The organism is Kitasatospora sp. NPDC059577, assembly GCF_042735475.1.
Lineage (GTDB): Bacteria > Actinomycetota > Actinomycetes > Streptomycetales > Streptomycetaceae > Kitasatospora.
On record NZ_JBHWBZ010000017.1, the window covers coordinates 67,444 to 83,885 of the forward strand.

Annotated in this window: 16 protein-coding genes, 4 tRNA genes and 2 pseudogenes; 12 read left to right on the forward strand and 10 right to left on the reverse strand. The window is 75.0% G+C overall.

What is annotated here, in order from left to right:
• Positions 1-455 (forward strand): annotated as a pseudogene (locus tag ACFV0O_RS16235) (hypothetical protein); the annotation flags it as partial.
• 231 nt (positions 456-686) lie between these two features.
• Here the strand turns inward: ACFV0O_RS16235 and ACFV0O_RS16240 are convergent.
• The 4 genes from ACFV0O_RS16240 to ACFV0O_RS16255 form a co-directional block, all read right to left on the reverse strand.
• Positions 687-760 (reverse strand) — tRNA-Phe (locus ACFV0O_RS16240).
• Positions 761-787: 27 nt separating this feature from the next.
• Positions 788-861, reverse strand: a tRNA-Asp gene (locus ACFV0O_RS16245).
• Between the two features lie 71 nt (positions 862-932).
• Positions 933-1,005 (reverse strand) — tRNA-Glu (locus ACFV0O_RS16250).
• A 135-nt stretch (positions 1,006-1,140) separates the two neighbouring features.
• On the reverse strand, positions 1,141-1,482 hold the full coding sequence (locus ACFV0O_RS16255) for a metallopeptidase family protein (protein ID WP_360257883.1): 342 nt from the start codon (positions 1,480-1,482) through the stop codon (positions 1,141-1,143).
• Positions 1,483-1,552: 70 nt separating this feature from the next.
• Here ACFV0O_RS16255 and crcB (ACFV0O_RS16260) point away from each other — a divergent pair, with 70 nt between their 5' ends.
• From crcB (ACFV0O_RS16260) to ACFV0O_RS16285, 6 genes are all read left to right on the forward strand, one after another.
• The gene (gene crcB, locus ACFV0O_RS16260; protein WP_380341722.1) at positions 1,553-2,065 is read left to right on the forward strand and encodes a fluoride efflux transporter CrcB; all 513 of its coding nucleotides are present in this window, start codon (positions 1,553-1,555) and stop codon (positions 2,063-2,065) included.
• On the forward strand, positions 2,062-2,436 hold the full coding sequence (locus ACFV0O_RS16265) for a DUF190 domain-containing protein (RefSeq protein WP_380341725.1): 375 nt from the start codon (positions 2,062-2,064) through the stop codon (positions 2,434-2,436). Before crcB (ACFV0O_RS16260) ends, ACFV0O_RS16265 begins: the two co-directional genes overlap by 4 nt.
• Positions 2,433-2,807 carry a fluoride efflux transporter CrcB gene (crcB, locus tag ACFV0O_RS16270; RefSeq protein WP_360257876.1) on the forward strand — a complete coding sequence of 125 codons (375 nt, stop codon included), beginning with the start codon at positions 2,433-2,435 and terminating at the stop codon, positions 2,805-2,807. Before ACFV0O_RS16265 ends, crcB (ACFV0O_RS16270) begins: the two co-directional genes overlap by 4 nt.
• 191 nt (positions 2,808-2,998) lie before the next feature.
• Positions 2,999-3,652: a hypothetical protein gene (locus ACFV0O_RS16275; protein WP_380341728.1), complete on the forward strand. Its 654-nt coding sequence runs from the start codon at positions 2,999-3,001 to the stop codon at positions 3,650-3,652.
• A gap of 195 nt (positions 3,653-3,847) precedes the next feature.
• Positions 3,848-6,103 (forward strand): DEAD/DEAH box helicase, encoded by a 2,256-nt coding sequence (locus ACFV0O_RS16280; protein ID WP_380341731.1) that lies wholly within the window; start codon positions 3,848-3,850, stop codon positions 6,101-6,103.
• Between the two features lie 196 nt (positions 6,104-6,299).
• On the forward strand, positions 6,300-7,133 hold the full coding sequence (locus tag ACFV0O_RS16285; RefSeq protein ID WP_380341733.1) for a TIGR02452 family protein: 834 nt from the start codon (positions 6,300-6,302) through the stop codon (positions 7,131-7,133).
• Positions 7,134-7,238: 105 nt separating this feature from the next.
• Here the strand turns inward: ACFV0O_RS16285 and ACFV0O_RS16290 are convergent, their stop codons facing one another.
• Positions 7,239-7,586 (reverse strand): hypothetical protein, encoded by a 348-nt coding sequence (locus tag ACFV0O_RS16290; protein WP_360257868.1) that lies wholly within the window; start codon positions 7,584-7,586, stop codon positions 7,239-7,241.
• Positions 7,587-7,688: 102 nt separating this feature from the next.
• Positions 7,689-8,783 carry a hypothetical protein gene (locus tag ACFV0O_RS16295; protein WP_380341736.1) on the reverse strand — a complete coding sequence of 365 codons (1,095 nt, stop codon included), beginning with the start codon at positions 8,781-8,783 and terminating at the stop codon, positions 7,689-7,691.
• Positions 8,784-8,859: 76 nt separating this feature from the next.
• On the opposite strand from ACFV0O_RS16295, the gene ACFV0O_RS16300 reads away from it, so the two are divergent.
• Positions 8,860-10,044: a low temperature requirement protein A gene (locus ACFV0O_RS16300; RefSeq protein WP_380341739.1), complete on the forward strand. Its 1,185-nt coding sequence runs from the start codon at positions 8,860-8,862 to the stop codon at positions 10,042-10,044.
• Positions 10,037-10,486, forward strand: a complete 450-nt coding sequence (locus tag ACFV0O_RS16305; protein WP_360257861.1) for an RICIN domain-containing protein — start codon at positions 10,037-10,039, stop codon at positions 10,484-10,486. Before ACFV0O_RS16300 ends, ACFV0O_RS16305 begins: the two co-directional genes overlap by 8 nt.
• A 65-nt stretch (positions 10,487-10,551) precedes the next feature.
• Here ACFV0O_RS16305 and ACFV0O_RS16310 read toward each other — a convergent pair whose 3' ends face one another.
• From ACFV0O_RS16310 to ACFV0O_RS16320, 3 genes are all read right to left on the reverse strand, one after another.
• On the reverse strand, positions 10,552-11,247 hold the full coding sequence (locus tag ACFV0O_RS16310; RefSeq protein ID WP_380341741.1) for a tyrosine-protein phosphatase: 696 nt from the start codon (positions 11,245-11,247) through the stop codon (positions 10,552-10,554).
• Between the two features lie 111 nt (positions 11,248-11,358).
• Positions 11,359-12,120, reverse strand: a complete 762-nt coding sequence (locus ACFV0O_RS16315; protein ID WP_380341744.1) for an SDR family oxidoreductase — start codon at positions 12,118-12,120, stop codon at positions 11,359-11,361.
• Positions 12,121-12,130: 10 nt separating this feature from the next.
• The gene (locus tag ACFV0O_RS16320) at positions 12,131-13,411 is read right to left on the reverse strand and encodes a DNA glycosylase AlkZ-like family protein (protein ID WP_380341747.1); all 1,281 of its coding nucleotides are present in this window, start codon (positions 13,409-13,411) and stop codon (positions 12,131-12,133) included.
• A gap of 127 nt (positions 13,412-13,538) precedes the next feature.
• Between ACFV0O_RS16320 and ACFV0O_RS16325 the strand changes: the two genes are divergently transcribed.
• Both ACFV0O_RS16325 and ACFV0O_RS16330 read left to right on the forward strand, forming a co-directional pair.
• A complete protein-coding gene (locus ACFV0O_RS16325) occupies positions 13,539-14,294 on the forward strand; it encodes a DNA polymerase beta superfamily protein (RefSeq protein ID WP_380341750.1) in 756 nt (251 codons plus the stop codon).
• A gap of 47 nt (positions 14,295-14,341) precedes the next feature.
• A tRNA-Lys gene (locus ACFV0O_RS16330) sits at positions 14,342-14,414 on the forward strand.
• 116 nt (positions 14,415-14,530) lie between these two features.
• On the opposite strand, the gene ACFV0O_RS16335 is transcribed toward ACFV0O_RS16330, so the two are convergent.
• Positions 14,531-14,770, reverse strand: a complete 240-nt coding sequence (locus ACFV0O_RS16335; protein WP_380341753.1) for a hypothetical protein — start codon at positions 14,768-14,770, stop codon at positions 14,531-14,533.
• Between the two features lie 210 nt (positions 14,771-14,980).
• On the opposite strand from ACFV0O_RS16335, the pseudogene ACFV0O_RS16340 reads away from it, so the two are divergent.
• Positions 14,981-16,442: pseudogene (locus ACFV0O_RS16340) on the forward strand (hypothetical protein); the annotation flags it as partial.

Genomic DNA, 16,442 nt, shown 5'->3' on the forward strand with positions numbered 1-16,442 from the left:
GGGTGCGCCCCGGCCGCGGGCTGCGGGCGGCGCGCCCGGGCCCCCCCCGGCGCCACGGCGCACGGTGCGGGCCTTTCGGCATTTCCGGGCCGCCGCTGATCGCCGCGCTTCCCGAGGCGGAGAAGAACGACCTCCTGCTGCGCCTGGCACTGGGCGATGAGCCTCGACTGGGAGCCGCACTCCTGCGCCGCCTGCGCGGCGAGGCACGGGCGAGGAAGCCGACCGCCCTGGCCGCCGAGGAGGAAGCGATCCGGCACGAGGTCGAGAACCACGTCGCCCGCAAGCAGGCGGCCCGCTACGACACCGCCGTGGCCCTCCTGGTCCGGCTCCGTGACGCCTGCGACCACGTCGGACGCGGCCTTGAGTGCCGGCAGCGGCCGGCCGCGCTCCGCGACGAGTACCGGCACCTGCCCGGCCTGCTGGGCCGGCTCGACGACCGGGCCCTGCGGGGCTGACGCCCGTTCTTTCCACATTCGGGCGCGCCGAGGGACGCCGGTGGGACCGGCTGCAATCCGGCGGCCGGAGTCAGTGACCCCGGGGCGCGCCCGCTGTGAGGCGTCAAGTACGTCACGTACGTGCCGCCTGACAGGAAGACGGTGACCGTCCGCCGTCCCGCTGGCGTCGAACAGCACGAAAATGCCCCCGAAGCGAACTGCTTCGAGGGCATCATGCCTGTTCAGGCGATGTGGCCAGGGCCGGGGTCGAACCGGCGACCTTCCGCTTTTCAGGCGGACGCTCGTACCAACTGAGCTACCTGGCCGTACTACACCGTCTCCTGCGAGACGAGCGATCCCGACGGGACTTGAACCCGCGACCTCCACCTTGACAGGGTGGCGAGCTAACCAACTGCTCCACGGGACCTTGTAGTGGCGAACCACTAAGGTCTTGCGTCACTGCACTTTACTACGGTCCTGCGTACTGCCGTTACTGCGTGCCCCCAACGGGATTCGAACCCGTGCTACCGCCTTGAAAGGGCGGCGTCCTGGGCCACTAGACGATGAGGGCTTGCGGCCTGTCCCGCTGTTTCCAGCGCTCGGGGACGTCGAGAAGCATATGGGATGTCGGGCGGATCGCCAAAACGGGTTTCGGCCGAGTGGGCGCCCGGGCCCTGACCCGGGGCGCGCCGGGCCCGGCGGGGGGTCAGGACCAGCCGAGCTCGTCCAGCTCGTGGTCGTCGAAGCCGAAGTGGTGGGCGACCTCGTGGATCACGGTGGTGCGCACCTCCTCGACGACCTGCTCGCGGGTCTCGCAGTGGCGGAGGGTGGGGCCGCGGTAGATCAGGATGCGGTCGGGCAGGACGCCCGCGTACCACTCGCCGCGTTCGGTGAGCGGGGTGCCCTCGTAGAGGCCGAGGAGTTCCGGGTCGCCCGGGTCGGGCTCGTCCTCGACGAAGACCGCGACGTTGTCCATCATGGCCGCGAGCTGCGGGGGGATCTGGTCGAGCGCGTCGCTGACCAGCGTCTCGAACTCTTCCCGGGTCATCTCCACCGGATCATTGTCGGGCCTCGGGTGACGGCGTGCCAGGTGGCGGAGGCCGGTGTTTGATGGGGCTATGACGACCTCGGAGGGCGCGTTGGACGACACGGTGGACGGCCCGCCCCGGTCGGTGCCGCCGGTCGCGGTGCGGTTGCCGGACCGGCCGCCGGTGCTGCGCGGACAGGGCCCGGCCGTCGCGGTGGTCGCGGTCGGCGGGGCGATCGGGGCGGTGGCCCGGTACGCGGCCGGGCTCGGCTGGGAGACCGGGCCGACGGCCTTCCCGTGGACGACGCTGCTGGTCAACGTGGTCGGCTGTGCGGTGATCGGGGTGTTCCTGGTGGTGATCACCGAGGGGCGCCAGGCCCATCCGCTGGTGCGGCCGTTCTTCGGCACCGGCGTGCTGGGCGGGTTCACCACCTTCTCGACCTACGCCGTGGACGTCCGGCGGCTGCTGGAGGAGGGCCGGCTCGGGCCCGGGCTGGCGTACCTGGGGCTGACGCTGCTGGGCGCGCTGGTCGCGGTGTGGGCGGCGGCCGGGCTGACCCGGCGTCTGATCCACCGCGCGGTCCGCCGCGGGGCCGCGCGGTGACCCGGCTGGGCGGGCCGGCGCTGCGGCTGACGGTGCTGGTCGGCGAGGGCGACCGGTGGCACCACCGCCCGCTGTACAGCGAGGTCGTGCACCGGGCGCGGGCGGCCGGGCTGGCCGGGGCGAGCGTGTTCCGGGGGATCGAGGGGTTCGGGGCGTCGTCACTGGTGCACACCACGCGGCTGCTGTCGCTGAGCGAGGACCTGCCGGTGGCGGTGGTGATCGTGGACGAGGAGGAGCGGGTGCGGGCGTTCCTGCCGCAGGTGGACGAGCTGGTGGCGGAGGGGCTGGTGCTGCTGGACCGGTGCGAGGTGGTGACCCGCACCGGGCGCGGTCCGGCCGGGGGCCCGGGCGGGGGAGGGACGGCGGAGTGAACTGGCTGCTGGTGGTGGCGGGCGCGGTGGTCGGCGCTCCGCTGCGGTACCTGACCGACCGGGCGGTGCAGTCCCGGCACGACTCGGTGTTCCCGTGGGGGACGTTCACGGTGAACGTGGTGGGCTGCCTGATCCTCGGGACGGTGACCGGCGCGGTGGCGGCGGGCGCGGCGTCCTCGCAGGTCCAGCTGCTGCTGGGGACGGGCCTGTGCGGTGCGCTGACCACGTACTCGACCTTCTCGTACGAGACGCTGCGGCTGGCCGAGACCGGCGCCGGGCGGTACGCGGTGGCGAACGCGGCGGGGAGCGTGGCCGCCGGGCTGGCCGCGGTGTACGCCGGGGCGGAGCTGGCCTCGGCGCTCTGGGGCTGAGGGGGCGCCCCGGCGGCGCCGGGGTCGAACTGCCGTCCTGCCCGTGTCCCGCCGGGCCGGGCGCGCGTTGGGCACCGAAAGCGGCCGCGCGCGAGTGGGCGGCCCGGGTGGGGCGGTAGAGAGGGACCTGGATGGCTTCGGTGCGGGCGGTTCGGGCGGTACGAGCGGTTCGGGCAGTGCGGACGGCGCGGGTGCGGAACGCGGCGGTCCTGCGTTCGCGCGCGGTACGGGCGGCAGCGCTGCTGACGGTGGCCGGGCTGGGGCTGACCGGGTGCATGTCGGTCGGGCCGGCGGCGGAGGAGAAGCACGGCGGGGCGGTGCCGGTCGGGCAGGCCGGTCCGGCGGGCAGGCCGGGTGCGGCGGGCACCGCGTCGGCCTCGCCGGGGGCCGGGCACCCGGGCGGCGCTTCGGGGCGCCCGGAGCGGCCGGGGGGCCTGCAGGCGGAGAACGCGCAGGCCGGGTCGACGGCGCCGGCGCCGGGTGAGGCCGCGTCGGGCGCGGGCGGCACGGTGACCGGTGTGGTCCCGGTGCCGGCGCCGCAGGGGCCCGACGGCGGGCCGGGCGGCGGTTCGCCGGGCGGCGTGAACACCAGCCCCGCGCCGCACCCGGGCGGTGGCTCGTCGACCGGCTCCGGCGGCACCACGGGCTCCGGCGGGGCGGGCGGCACCGGCGAGGGCCGGTCCGGCGGCTCGGCGGGCACCCCGTCGGCCAGTCCGAGCGGCCGCCCGTCGAACACCCCGGAGCCGGAGCACAGTTCGCCCGCCGCGACCGTGCTGCCGCTTCCGGAGCCGTCCTCGGGGAGCTCCGGTTCCTCGGCGCCGAGCCCGCGCGCGGGTGTCCACTAGGGAGTTGGCCTGGGCATTTGCCTCAGATCGTGTGGGTCCTCTATGGTGGTAGATCGTTCGTTTGATTCATTTGACTGGCGCCCTATTCCCATCTGGCGCCCTTGGCGCGTTCCGGCGATCCGTGGCTGACCGCATAGAGGCGGTTGTGAAACAGAACCCCGGACTTTGGCGCGTGCCACTTCCGGAAGGTTTTGCATGTCTCTCGTTGACGACGCCCGCTTCGCCATGCCCGCGAACGAGGCCGCCGCCGATGTCACCGACACCAACGACACCGTCGACACCATCGACACCGCCTCGGACGAGGTGATCGCCGAGGCCGTGGAGGCCACCGAGGAGGCGGCCGCCGAGCCGACCATCACCTTCGGCGACCTGGGTCTGCCGGACGAGGTCGTCCGCGCCCTCGCCAAGCGCGGCGTCACCACCCCGTTCCCGATCCAGGCCGCGACCATCCCGGACGCCCTGGCCGGCAAGGACGTGCTGGGCCGTGGCCGCACCGGCTCCGGCAAGACCCTCAGCTTCGGCCTGCCGCTGCTGACCCGCCTCGCCGACGGCGAGCGCACCAAGCCCAAGCACCCGCGCGGCCTGATCCTCGTCCCGACCCGTGAGCTGGCCATGCAGGTGGCCGACGCCCTGGAGCCGTTCGGCTCGGTGCTCGGCCTCAAGCTCAAGGTGGTCTGCGGCGGCACCTCGATGTCGAACCAGATCTACGCGCTGGAGCGCGGCGTCGACGTCCTCGTCGCCACCCCCGGCCGTCTGCGCGACCTGCTGAACCGCGGCAGCGCCAAGCTCGCCGACGTCCGCACCGTCGTGCTCGACGAGGCCGACCAGATGGCCGACATGGGCTTCCTGCCCGAGGTCACCGAGATCCTCGACCAGGTTCCGGACGGCGGCCAGCGCCTGCTGTTCTCCGCCACCCTGGAGAACGAGATCGACACCCTGGTCAAGCGCTACCTGAAGAACCCGGTCACCCACGAGGTCGACCCGTCGGCCGGCGCCGTCACCACCATGACCCACCACATCCTCGTGGTGAAGCCCAAGGACAAGGCGCCGATCACCAACGCGATCGCCGCCCGCAAGGGCCGCACGATCATCTTCGTCCGCACCCAGATGGGCGCCGACCGCGTCGCCGAGCAGCTGATCGAGGCCGGTGTGAAGGCCGACGCCCTGCACGGCGGCATGACGCAGGGTGCCCGTACCCGCGTCCTCGGCGACTTCAAGGACGGCTACGTCAACGTCGTCGTCGCGACCGACGTCGCCGCCCGAGGCATCCACGTCGACGGCATCGACCTGGTCCTGAACGTGGACCCGGCCGGTGACCACAAGGACTACCTGCACCGCTCCGGCCGCACCGCGCGGGCCGGCCGCTCGGGCGCCGTCGTCACCCTGGTGCTGCCGCACCAGCGCCGCGGCGTGTTCCGCCTGATGGAGGACGCGGGCGTCGACGCCTCGCGTCACATGCTCGACCACGCCTTCGACGCCGAGGTCGCCAAGATCACCGGCGCCCGCTCGCTGGTCGAGGTCCAGGCGGAGAGCGCGGCCGGCATCGCCGGTGCCGCCGAGCGCGAGCTCGCCGACATGACCCGCCAGCTGGAGCGCGCGCAGCGCCGCGCCACCGAGCTGCGCGAGGAGGCCGACCGCCTGGCCGCCCGTGCGGCGCGCGAGCGGGCCGACCTGGGCATCGTGGACGAGGAGCCGGTCGCCGCCGAGGAGACCGGCGAGTCGGCCGAGGCCGCTCCGGCCGCCGCCGAGGCCGCCGCGCCGCAGACCGAGGAGCGCGCGCCGTCGTACCGCGAGGCGCGTACCGAGCGTCCGGCCTTCGGCCGTGACCGGGACCGTGACGACCGTCGCTCCGGCGGCGACCGCGGTGGCTTCAACCGTGACCGTGACGACCGTCGTTCGGGCGGTGGCTTCGGTGGCCGTGACCGTGACGACCGTCGTTCGGGCGGTTTCGACCGTGACCGTGGCGGCGACCGCGGTGGCTTCAACCGTGACCGTGACGACCGTCGTTCGGGCGGTGGCTTCGCCGGCCGTGACCGTGACGACCGTCGTTCGGGCGGTTTCGACCGTGACCGTGGCGGCGACCGCGGTGGCTTCAACCGTGACCGCGGTGGCTTCGCCGGCCGTGACCGTGACGACCGTCGCTCGGGCGGTTTCGACCGTGACCGTGGCGGCGACCGCGGTGGCTTCAACCGTGACCGCGACGACCGCGGCGGCCGTTCCTTCGGTGACCGCCCGGCCCGTTCCTTCGGCGACCGTCCGGCCTTCGGCCGTGACCGCGACGAGCGCGGCGGCAGCAGCAGCCGTCCGTTCTCGCGCCGCGACGACCACCGTTCCGGCGGCCGTCCGCAGGCCGACCGCGGTGGCTTCAACCGCAGCGGCGGCGGTTTCGACCGTGACCGCGGCGGCGACCGCACCGGCGGCTTCAACCGCGACGACCGCACCCCGGGGTGAAGCAACTCCCCCCCCCGCGGCTGTCCCCCCCCGCCGGCGTGTATAAACTTACCTGGGCCCCCCACCGCCCCCGGGCGGGGCCCCTTCGCGTTCCCCCGATACCCCCCCGACACCTCGTCATGCCCCCCGAGGTGTTGTTCTGGAAGTGAGAATAACCTGTGGCGCGCGGCCGCGGTAGTCCCGTAGCGTCCCGGACATGAGCAGCAGACTGCATGACGTGGCACGGGTGAACGAGGAGATCGCCGAGCGGGGGAACTACCGGGCAGCCGGGGGCGAACTCGTACAGGTGGGGGAGCAGCTGACGGCGGCGCAGGCCGGCACGGTGTCGTACGCGCCGCGGGCGCTGGACGCGCTGCTGGCGCAAGGGCAGCCCGGGCCCGGGCCGCGCGGCCCGGTCGAGGTGACGGCCGAGGGGAGCATCGAGGCCGCCCGACGGCTGGTCGAGGCCGGAGCCGGCCGGGTCGGGGTGCTGAACTTCGCCTCCGCGCGCAACCCCGGCGGCAGGTACCTGCGCGGGGCCCGCGCCCAGGAGGAGGACGTCTGCCGCAGCGCGCTGCTCTACAGCTGCCTGCTGCAGGCACCGGACTACTACGAGGCGCACCGGGCCTCCACCGACCTCCGGTACAGCCACCGGGTGATCGTCTCGCCCGACGTGCCGGTGATCCGGGACCTGCGCGGGGCCCTGAGCGCGCAGCCCTACCCGGTCACCTTCCTGACCTCGCCCGCGCCCAACGCCGGCCAGCTGGAACGGCGTTCGGCCGGTGCCGACGTCCGGGGCGTGCTCGCCGAGCGGGCCCTGCGGGTGCTCGCCGCGGCGGCCCGGCACGACGTGCGCGCGCTGGTGCTCGGCGCGTGGGGCTGCGGGGTGTTCCGCAACGACCCGGCGCAGGTCGCCGAGGCCTTCGAGGCCGCGCTGGCCCGCTACGGGGCGGCGTTCGACCGGGTGGTGTTCGCGGTCTGGGACCGTTCGCCGGTCTCGGCGAACCGGGCGGCGTTCGAGACCCGGTTCGGCGCGGAGACCAGGCCGTAGCGCCCCGCCCCGGCGGGCCGGTGGTCGGCTCGACGGGCGGGTGGGTTCGTGCCGGCCGGGGCCTTCGGGCCTTCGGGGCTTCCGGCGGCCGGCGGGTCCGGCGGGCTAGCGGCTCCGGCGGTTCCGGCGGGCGGACAGCGCCGTCGTCGCCGTGGAGGCCGCCGCGACCACCGCGGTGACGGCGAACACCGACGGCCAGGCACCGATCTTCTTCGCCAGCGGGTGCGAACCGCCGAAGGCCGCCACGTACAGGCCGGTCAGCGCCGCCGCCGCGCCCGGGCCGGAACTGCGGCGCCACTGCGCGGCCGCCCCGGCGCCGGCCACCGCCAGCACCGCGCCGCCCAGCTCGCGCCGGCCGCTCCAGCGGGCCACGCCGTAACCGCCGACCAGGCCGCTCGCCGCGGTCAGCGCGGCGGGCGCGGCGGCCACGAGCGCGTTCGGGACCTTCGTCATCGTCGACTCCACTCCTCGGGGCTGTATCGCCCTCCGACCCTAACCCGGTCGGCCCGCCTGCTCGCCGGGACCCCGCCGGGGCTCCGCCGGAGGAGCAGGGCCTCAGCGGAACGCCTCCGCGGTGGACCGCCCCGGCACGGTCCCGGCGAGCAGGCGGGCCGCCTCCGCCGGGTCGAGCACCCGCTCCAGCCGGAGGTCGCCCGGCACCTCCTGGATGAACCGCCCGGCCGACCAGCTGCGCTCGTACGGCAGCGGCTCCAGCACCAGGGTGCGCACGCCGTCCAGGACCGGGACGTCGCTCGGGGTGCCCTCGTTCCACAGCCAGGAGCCGTCCGGGGCGACCAGGTTGAAGGCGCCGGTCGCGATCGGCCGGCGGGCGTCCAGGAAGGCCGTGCGGGCCAGCGCCACCACCTCCGGGTCCTGCGGGGCGCCGGGCAGGTGGCCGCCGCCGATCAGCACGTCGGCGAGCAGGGTGTGCAGCTGGAAGGTGTCGCCCAGGCCGGTCATCCGCAGCAGGTAGCCGCTGCCGGTGGGCCGGTCCAGCACCAGCAGCGGCTCGTCGTCCAGCATCAGCGCCAGATGGGCGAGGCCCTTGAAGTCGTGCTGCTCGCCCTCGTAGCGGCCGAACAGCTCCACCAGCGCCGAGGTCACGCCCGAGACGCGGGCCTCGGCCCGGACCGGGGCGTGCGAGTACACCGCCCACGCCGCCTGCTGCCACAGCTGCAGCGTCCACCAGCCGACGACGGCGAGGTGCGCGTGCCACTCGTCCAGCCGGGCCGGGTCGGCGATCCGCTCGTGCGCCGCGGCCGGATCGTCCTCGTCCGGGTCCGGCAGCGGACCGCCGCCGGTCTCGGCCCAGCGCCGCACCAGCAGCTCCGTGCCGGTCAGCGCCCCGCGCAGGCCGGCCAGCACCGGGCCGGCGCAGGCGACCGGGTCGGCCCCGTGCTCGACGCAGGCGCCCACCACCATGGCCAGGTGGGAGCGCGGGAACGGCGGGGCGTCCGGCAGCAGCGCGGCCAGCCGGGGGCCGGCCGCCACCCGCTCGTCCGGGGCGGCCGAACCGAACAGCCCGCCGACCCGGCCCAGGGCGGGGCCGAAGCGCTCGTCGTCCCCGGCGGCGACCACCGCCTCCAGGTCGGCCACGGCATCGGGGAAGGCGGGCTGCTGACGGTGCGACGACATCTGCTCGGAGGACATTCGCCGCAGCATAGGCGGCGGCCCCGGTCCGGGCGAAACGCCCCCGGGAGAAGGCCGGGTGACGGATACTCGCGCGGTGACCGCGTCCCCTGTTTCCCCCGGCGCCCCCGGTGCGCCCGGGTCCGTCGAGACCGTCGAGGCCACCGGGACCGCCGAGCCGGCCCTGAAAGTGGCGCCGCTCGAACTCTTCCTCGACCTCGTCTTCGTCTTCACCGTCACCCAGCTCACCGGGAGCCTGGTCCACCACCTCACGCCCGGCGGGTTCGCCCAGGTGCTGGTGATGCTGGCCGTGATCTGGTGGATGTACGACGCCTTCATCTGGCTGACCAACGCCATGCCGCCGCGCACCCACGGCCGGCGCGGGCTGCTGATGCTGGCGATGGGTGCCTTCCTGGTGATCTCGCTGTCCGTCCCGCACGCCTTCGAGGGCAGCGGCGCCGCCTTCGGCTGGGCGTACCTGGTGGTCGTCGCCGTGCACACCGGGATGTTCGTCGCCGCCGGGGTCTCGCCCGCCGCGGTGCTGCGGATGGGCGCGAGCAACCTGGTCGTCGGCACCCTGGTGGTGGCCGGCGGATACCTCACCGGAACCGTCCAACTCGGCTTCTGGACCGCCGCCTTCGCGATGCAGTTCGTGACCCCGTGGGTGGCCGGGCTGCCCGAGTTCCGACTGCGCGCCGACCACTTCGTGGAACGGCACGGGCTGATCATGATCATCGCCTTCGGCGAGTCGGTGATCGCGATCGGCATCGGCGCCGGGACCGCCGACCCCGGGCCCGCGCTGATCGCCGTGGCGCTGCTCGGCCTGACCGTCTGCGTCGGGCTCTGGTGGGCGTACTTCGGGCACGACGACGACGCCCGCGCCGAGCGCCGGATGGCCGCGCTGCCCTCCGCCGCCCGCAACCGGGCGGCCGTCTCCGTCTACTACCTCGGCCACTTCGGACTGCTGCTCGGCGTGCTGCTGTTCGCCGCCGGGGTCAAGTCCGCGGTCGGCCACCCGGGCGCCGCGACCGGCTTCGCGCAGGCCGCCGCGCTGGCCGGCGGGACCTCCCTCTACCTGCTGGTCAACACCGCCCTGCGCGGCTTCTTCGGGCTGCGCCCCAACCTGCCCCGGCTGCTCGGCGCGCTCTTCGTCGCGGGCACCGTGCCGCTCGGCACCCGGGTGTCCGCGCTGGTCCAGGTGGGCGTGGTGGTGGCGGTGCTGGCCGCGGTCTTCGGCTACGAGGCCTGTCGGTACCCGGTGGCAGACTTCGACCGTGACTGACTCCGCGATCACCGACGGCAGCTACCTCGTCCGCAACGTCGGCAGCGGCCTGCTGCTCCAGGTCGCCGACGCCTCCCGGCGCAGCGGTGCCCGGATCGTCCTGGGCGCGGAGGACGGCACCGAGGCCCAGCTCTGGCACCTCACGGCCGTCCACCCCGGCGGCGCGCTCTTCCACGTCGAGAACGCCGCCAGCGGCAAGCGCCTCGACGTCACCGGCGCCTCCCCGGACGACGGCGTGCCGATCCAGCAGTGGAGCGCCAACGCCTTCGGCGCCCAGGAGTGGCTGCTGGAGGCCCACGTCGACGCCCCGGGGACGTACACCGTCACCAGCTTCGTCAGCGGCAAGCCGCTGACGGCGCCGGACGCCCCGGACGGTGTCGTCCACCAGTGGGAGGACGTCGACGCGCCGACCCAGTGGTGGCGCTTCGAGCGCCGGGGGTAGCGGGCGCCGGCCCCGGGGTCGGGTGCGGCGGCGGTCGGGCCTGCCGCGGTCGGGCCTGCCGCCGGTCAGGCGGAGAGGTTGGCGCGGACGGCTTCCAGTTCCTCCTCGGTGACCCCGTGGTGCCGCAGGTAGGCGGGGACCGAGCCGTGGTGGGTGTGGATCCACGCGAGTGAGGAGGCGAGCAGTTCGGCGCCGACGGGGCGGGAGAGGCGCTCGGCGCCGGTCTCGTCGACGTACGGGACGGGGCCCCGGTCCAGGCCGAGGCCGATGTTGGAGAGCAGGAAGTCGGCCGTGATGTCGGCGTCGGAGGCGCCCAGCAGGGACTGCAGGACGGCGATGGTGAGGCCGGTGCGGTCCTTGCCGACGGCGCAGTGCACGACGACGGCCAGCGACTCCGGGGCGGCGAGGCGGCGCATGACGGCGGCGAGCGAGGGGCCGGCCGTCTCGGCCATGAAGGGGTAGAGGGAGACCTGGTCCTCGGGCCAGGGCCGGTCGATGTCGCCGCGGTCGGCGGGCAGGGTCGGCAGGTTGAGCGACTCGTGGTCGAGGCCGTGCCGCTGGTCCGGCCAGACCTCCAGCTCGAACGTGCTGCGCAGGTCGATCACCGTCCGCAGGCCGAGGGCCTTGAGCCGTCGGGCGCCGTCCTCGGTGAGCGTGTGGAAGGACCCCGAGCGGTAGAGGACGCCCCGGCGCAGCGCGCCGATGCCGCCCGCGTCACGGAAGTTGCGCACACCGGGGATGTCGATGAAGGCGTCGGTCATGGCCCCCACCGTACGGGCGGGCGCAGGCGTGCGGAAGGAAACCGGAGGGGGCCGTTCGGTGGCGGGGCGACGCTGTCCGAAACCGGCCCCCCGACCGGTCGGGATCGGCCCTCAGCGGCCGCCCGAGACCTCCAGGAACGCCCCCGTGGTGTAGGAGGCGGCCGGGGAGAGCAGGAAGAGGATCGCCTCCGCGACCTCCTCCGGCTGCCCTCCCCGCCGCATCGGCAGGCCGGGGGCGACCCTGTCGACCCGGCCTGGTTCGCCGCCGAGCGCGTGGATGCCGGTGTGGATCAGCCCGGGCCGTACCGCGTTGACCCGGATCCCCTCGGCCGCGACCTCCAGCGCGAGGCCGCGGGTCATCGAGTCCACGGCGCCCTTGGCGGCCGCGTAGTCGACGTACTCGTTCGGCGAACCGATCCGGGAGGCGGCCGAGGAGACGTTGACGATGGCGCCGCCGCGGCCGCCGTACCGGGTGGACATCCGGCGGACCGCCCGGGCCGCGCACAGGAACGGGCCGGTGATGTTGGCGGCCCAGATCCGGTTCAGCCGGTCCTCGTCGATCTCCTCCAGCCGGCACTGCCCCTCCAGGGTGCCGGCGTTGTTCACCAGGCCGGTGAGCGGCCCGAGTTCGGCGTCCACGGTGGCGAACAGCCGCTCCACCTCGGCCGTCCGGCTGACGTCGGCGCGCACGGCCAGGGCGGTGCCTCCCTCGGCCCGGATCGCGTCCACGACGGAGGCCGCCGCGGCCTCGTCCGTCCGGTAGTTGACGCAGACCCGGTGGCCGCGGCGGGCGGCCAGCAGTGCGGTGGCGGCGCCGATGCCGCGGCCGGCGCCGGTGACGATCAGGACCTCGTCGGTGGTGGTGGTCGACATGGTCCGTACGCTACCCGCGCGTCCGGCCCGGCACTCCTGTCCCGCCGGTCCCGCCCGGCCCGCCCGTCCTGCCCGCACCGCCGGTCGCGGCCGCCGCCCGCAGCGCCGCGACCTTCGGCGCGCGGCTCCTCGGCGAGTCGAGGCTGAAACCGCGGGCGTCCCCGAGCTCCTCACGGACGAACGCCTCGGTGCGGGCCACCGCCTCCCGCAGGGCGTCGTCGAGCGGGACGAAGGGCAGCAGGACGATCTCGGCCCGCTCGGTGTCGTACTCCCACAGCCCGACGATCCGGCCGCGGTCGAGCACGACGTGGGTCTGCGGGTCGGCTTCGCTGCCGAAGGAGCGGCCGGCCCGGCCGGCGGGCAGCGGACGGGCGGCGTCGGCGGGGTCGAGCAGCCGGGGCAGGTCGCGGTGCAGCAGGTGGATGCCGTCGATGCCGGCCAGCAGGGTGTAGTGCGGTGTGCGGGGCGCCGTGAACCCGGCGAACTCCTCGGCGAGTTCGGGCGGGAGCAGGAACTCCGAGCCGGGCGCGACCGGGACCGGGCCGGCCTCGGCGACGGCCCGGCGGGCGGTGGCGGCGGTGAAGCCGGAGAACCAGCGGAAGTGCTTGAGGGTGGCCGGCCCGGCCCAGGAGAAGTAGCGGCGGGCGAGGTCGACGGCGTCCCCCGCGACCGGCTGGTCCCAGCCGACGTAGCCGTAACGCTGCTGGTCCAGGCGGCCGTTGACGGGCACCCGGCGGATCCGGCCGCGCGACTGCATCAGGCCGAGGGCGAGCGGCAGGGTCGTGGTGAGGCCGCGCTTGCGGCCCGCCTCGCCGAGCGGGCGGACGGCGTCGCCGACCGCATCCCGGATCGCGGCCGGGTCCAGCGGTTCGTCCGGCGACAGCACGCGCTCCACGGCCAGGCAGAGCTTCTCCACCTCGTCCCGGCCGACCCCCAGGTGCTTCTCCGCCGCGGCCAGTTCGCCCGCCGGCGCGGCCGCGCCCACGGCCAGGCCGAGCGCGAAGTCGGGGGCCGGCAGCACGTACGTACAGCCCCGCGCGGACGGCAGCTCGTGCACGTCCAGCCGGGCCACCGCCGCGTCCACCGCCGCCCGCCCCAGCCCGGCCCGGGCGAACAGGCCAAGGTACGGAGCCGCGCCGCCCACCGAACGGGCCCAGCCGGTGGCCGCCAGCACTTCGGCGGCCGGCGCGCCGGGGTGCGGACGGTCCAGCCACTGCCGGTGCGCCCACCAGGCCCGCAGCTTCTCGACGCCGACGGCTGCCGCCGCTTCCACGGGGGGATCGTGCTCCATGGGGCCCAGTATCGGCGGCCGGGCAGGCCCCGGAGCGGAATTCGTTCGCCCGGCGCGGCCCCCACCGGCGAGGATGCCGGTACCCGTTCCGCAGACCGTCCGGACACCTCCCGGGAGGAGACCACCCGTGCCCGCAGCCACGCCCGGCGCCGTCCTGCTCTCCGGCATCGTCGGATCCACCGCCTACGGCTTCGCCCACGCCGGCTCCGACGTCGACCGGCTCGGCCTGTTCGCCGTCCCCACCGAGGAGTTGCACGGCCTGCACCGCCCGGCCGAGTCCCAGGTCAGCACCGAGCCCGACCTCACCCTGCACGAGGCTGCCAAGTGGTGCCGGCTGGCGCTGACCTGCAACCCGACCGCCTCCGAACTCGTCTGGCTGCCCGACGACCTGTACGAGACCCGCACCCCGCTCGGCGGGGAACTGATCGGCATCCGCGCGAGCTTCCTCAGTGCGCCGGCCGTGCGGAACGCCTATCTCGGCTACGCCGACCAGCAGTTCCGCAAACTGCTGACCCGGGACACCACCGACCCGGCCACCCGCCGCCGGGCCGCCAAGCACGCCCGGCACCTGGTCCGGCTGGTCGAGCAGGCCGTCCGCCTGCACACGACCGGCCGCAACCTCATCCGGCTGCCCGACCCCGAACGGATCCGTGAACTCGGCGAACGCATCGCCGACCGCCCCGCCGTCGCCGAGCGCCTGCTCGCCGACGCCGCGGACCGGCTGGCCGCCCCCGGTGTCCTGCCCGCCGCCCCCGACCCCCGCCCCGCCGAGGCCTGGCTCCGCCGCGTCCGCGCCGCCCACTACACCCCGCCTCAAGGACCGCTGCACACCCCCGGCGCGCCCGCGCAATCCACTGGCGGAGCCCTGGGCCCCACCGGGTAGGATCGCCGTGGCCCTTCCCGCCAGGCACCACCGGGACCGAGGGTCGCGGGGCACTAGCTCAATTGGCAGAGCTGCGGACTTTTAATCCGTAGGTTCAGGGTTCGAGCCCCTGGTGCCCCACCTCCGCAGCACCCCGGCCGTGTTCTCCGGCCGGGGTGCTGCTGTTTTCCCGGGCCCGACCGGCGCTGACCGGCCTGCCCGGCGCGGCCGGCTGGGCCCCGTGCAGGCGCGGGCGGTCAGCGGCGGGCCCGCCAGAGGCCGTAGAGGCCCACACCGGCGCCGGTGATCACCGAGAAGCCGCCGCTGCCGGCGGTCAGGTAGACGCCCGTCGCGATGACCAGGAGGGTGACGAGGGCGATCAGGTCGAGCATCCGGTGGCGCGCCGAACCGGTGGCCTCGGCGTCCGGGTCGGGGGAGTGCGGGGCGTCGGCCCCGGTGGAGCCGCTGCCCGGGAGGGCGGGGTCGTTGTCGGTCATGCCCCGAGCTGACCAGAGGTTGCGGCGGGGGCCCAGGCAGGCGTACGACCTCGCCGGTTCCCGTATGCGGACGTCGGGGGCTCGGACGCCGGGCGCCGTTCCTGAACGGTACGTCCGTCGGCGGCCGTTCAGGAACGTTCAACACCGTCCACGAATGTTCGAAGTACGCTGTCCCCGAAGCGAACTGAGGACATCTCAACAAGGAGAGCCGTGGCAGACGGACCGGTGGAGCCCGACCCGGGCGACCTCGCGGTCGCCGCAGCGTACGACGAGCGGCTCGCCGCCTTCGTGGACGACCTGAACCGGCTGCACATCGAGCACGGCGCTCCGTCGTACGGCGAGATCTGCGGCGCGGCCGACGTCTTCAAGCTGACCAAGGCGGGGATCACCGACCTCCTGACCGGCAAGCGGCTGCCCTCGATGAACTTCCTCCTGGAGTTCGTCCGCGTGATCAGCAACCCGCTGCCCGCGGACACGGGCAAGCCGCGCGGCCACCGGGCGCACCCGGAACTGGTCGACCACTGGCGCCGCCGCTGGGTGGACCTCCGGGCGCTCAACCGGCAGGTCCAGTCCCCGCTGGGCCGCGTCCGCAACGCCACCAAGCACCTGGTCGAGACGGCGGCCCGGACGGCGCGGGACACCACCGACGAGGCCGAGGAGCAGGCGCGGCAGCTGCGCTCCCGGGCGGAGGCCGAGGCGGCGTTCGTCCTGCAGGAGGCCCGGCAGCAGTCCGCCCGGCTGGTGGAGGACGCCCGGCAGGAGGGTGCCCGGCTGTTGGCGGAGGCCGGGCAGAAGAGTGCCCGGCTGTTGGCGGAGGCCGGGCAACTGGCGAACGGCGTACGGGCCGACGGGAACCGAGCGCGAGCCGAGGCCACCCGGGTCGCCCAGGAGCGCACCGCCGAGGCGGACCGTCTGCTGAGTGCGGCGCGGGAGGGTGCCGAGGACGTACGGAAGGCCGCCCACACCGAGGCACAGGCGATCGTGGACGAAGGGCGGCGGGCGAGCCGCCTGCGGACGCCCGCCGCCCTGCGGGAACTCCGCGAGGCCGCCGAGAGGATCACCGACGCGCACCTGCCGGAACTGGTGAGGACGATCACCGGTGGCGGCCCCTGGGAGCCGGGCGGCCTGACGGTCCCGTCCGTCGGCCTGCACGGGCGGGACGACGTCGGGCGGTTGGCCCGTTGCTTCGACACGCTCCACCGTGAACTCGCCGCCCTCGCCGCCCAGCAGGCCGTCCTGGTCGGCGTCACCAACGCGATGCTCGTCAGTCTGGCCCGTCGCAGCGGCGGTCTGGTCCGCCGCCAGCTGTCCCTCCTCGACGACCTGGAGCGCCGGCAGTCGGACCGGGGGCAGCTGTCGCAGCTGTTCGAGCTGGACCATCTCGCGACCCGGATGCGCCGCAGCTGCGAGAACCTGCTGGTCGTCGCCGGTGCGGACCCGGGCCCTCGGCGGACCCGCTCCGTCCCGCTGGTCGACGTGCTGCGCGGTGCCGCGGGCGCGGTGGAGCAGTACACACGCATCGAGGTCGTCGGCGTGCCGTCGGCCGAGGTGGGCGGGCGGGGCGCCCCCGGACACCCACACCCGGTGGCCCGACAGCAGGATTACGGGACGGGGGTTGACAGCCCCCCCCACCACGTACAAGCCCCCCGCCCGGGGGGGCCCGACCGGGCCG

Excerpts from the sequence above, each read along its gene's own strand:
- ACFV0O_RS16255 (WP_360257883.1), bottom strand. The coding sequence starts at position 1,482 with ATGACCCGGGAAGAGTTCGAGACGCTGGTCAGCGACGCGCTCGACCAG.
- ACFV0O_RS16295 (WP_380341736.1), bottom strand. The coding sequence starts at position 8,783 with ATGTCCTCCGAGCAGATGTCGTCGCACCGTCAGCAGCCCGCCTTCCCC.
- ACFV0O_RS16335 (WP_380341753.1), bottom strand. The coding sequence starts at position 14,770 with ATGACCGACAACGACCCCGCCCTCCCGGGCAGCGGCTCCACCGGGGCC.
- ACFV0O_RS16285 (WP_380341733.1), top strand. The coding sequence starts at position 6,300 with ATGAGCAGCAGACTGCATGACGTGGCACGGGTGAACGAGGAGATCGCC.
- ACFV0O_RS16320 (WP_380341747.1), bottom strand. The coding sequence starts at position 13,411 with ATGGAGCACGATCCCCCCGTGGAAGCGGCGGCAGCCGTCGGCGTCGAG.
- crcB (WP_380341722.1), top strand. The coding sequence starts at position 1,553 with ATGACGACCTCGGAGGGCGCGTTGGACGACACGGTGGACGGCCCGCCC.
- ACFV0O_RS16315 (WP_380341744.1), bottom strand. The coding sequence starts at position 12,120 with ATGTCGACCACCACCACCGACGAGGTCCTGATCGTCACCGGCGCCGGC.
- ACFV0O_RS16310 (WP_380341741.1), bottom strand. The coding sequence starts at position 11,247 with ATGACCGACGCCTTCATCGACATCCCCGGTGTGCGCAACTTCCGTGAC.
- ACFV0O_RS16290 (WP_360257868.1), bottom strand. The coding sequence starts at position 7,586 with ATGACGAAGGTCCCGAACGCGCTCGTGGCCGCCGCGCCCGCCGCGCTG.
- ACFV0O_RS16280 (WP_380341731.1), top strand. The coding sequence starts at position 3,848 with ATGTCTCTCGTTGACGACGCCCGCTTCGCCATGCCCGCGAACGAGGCC.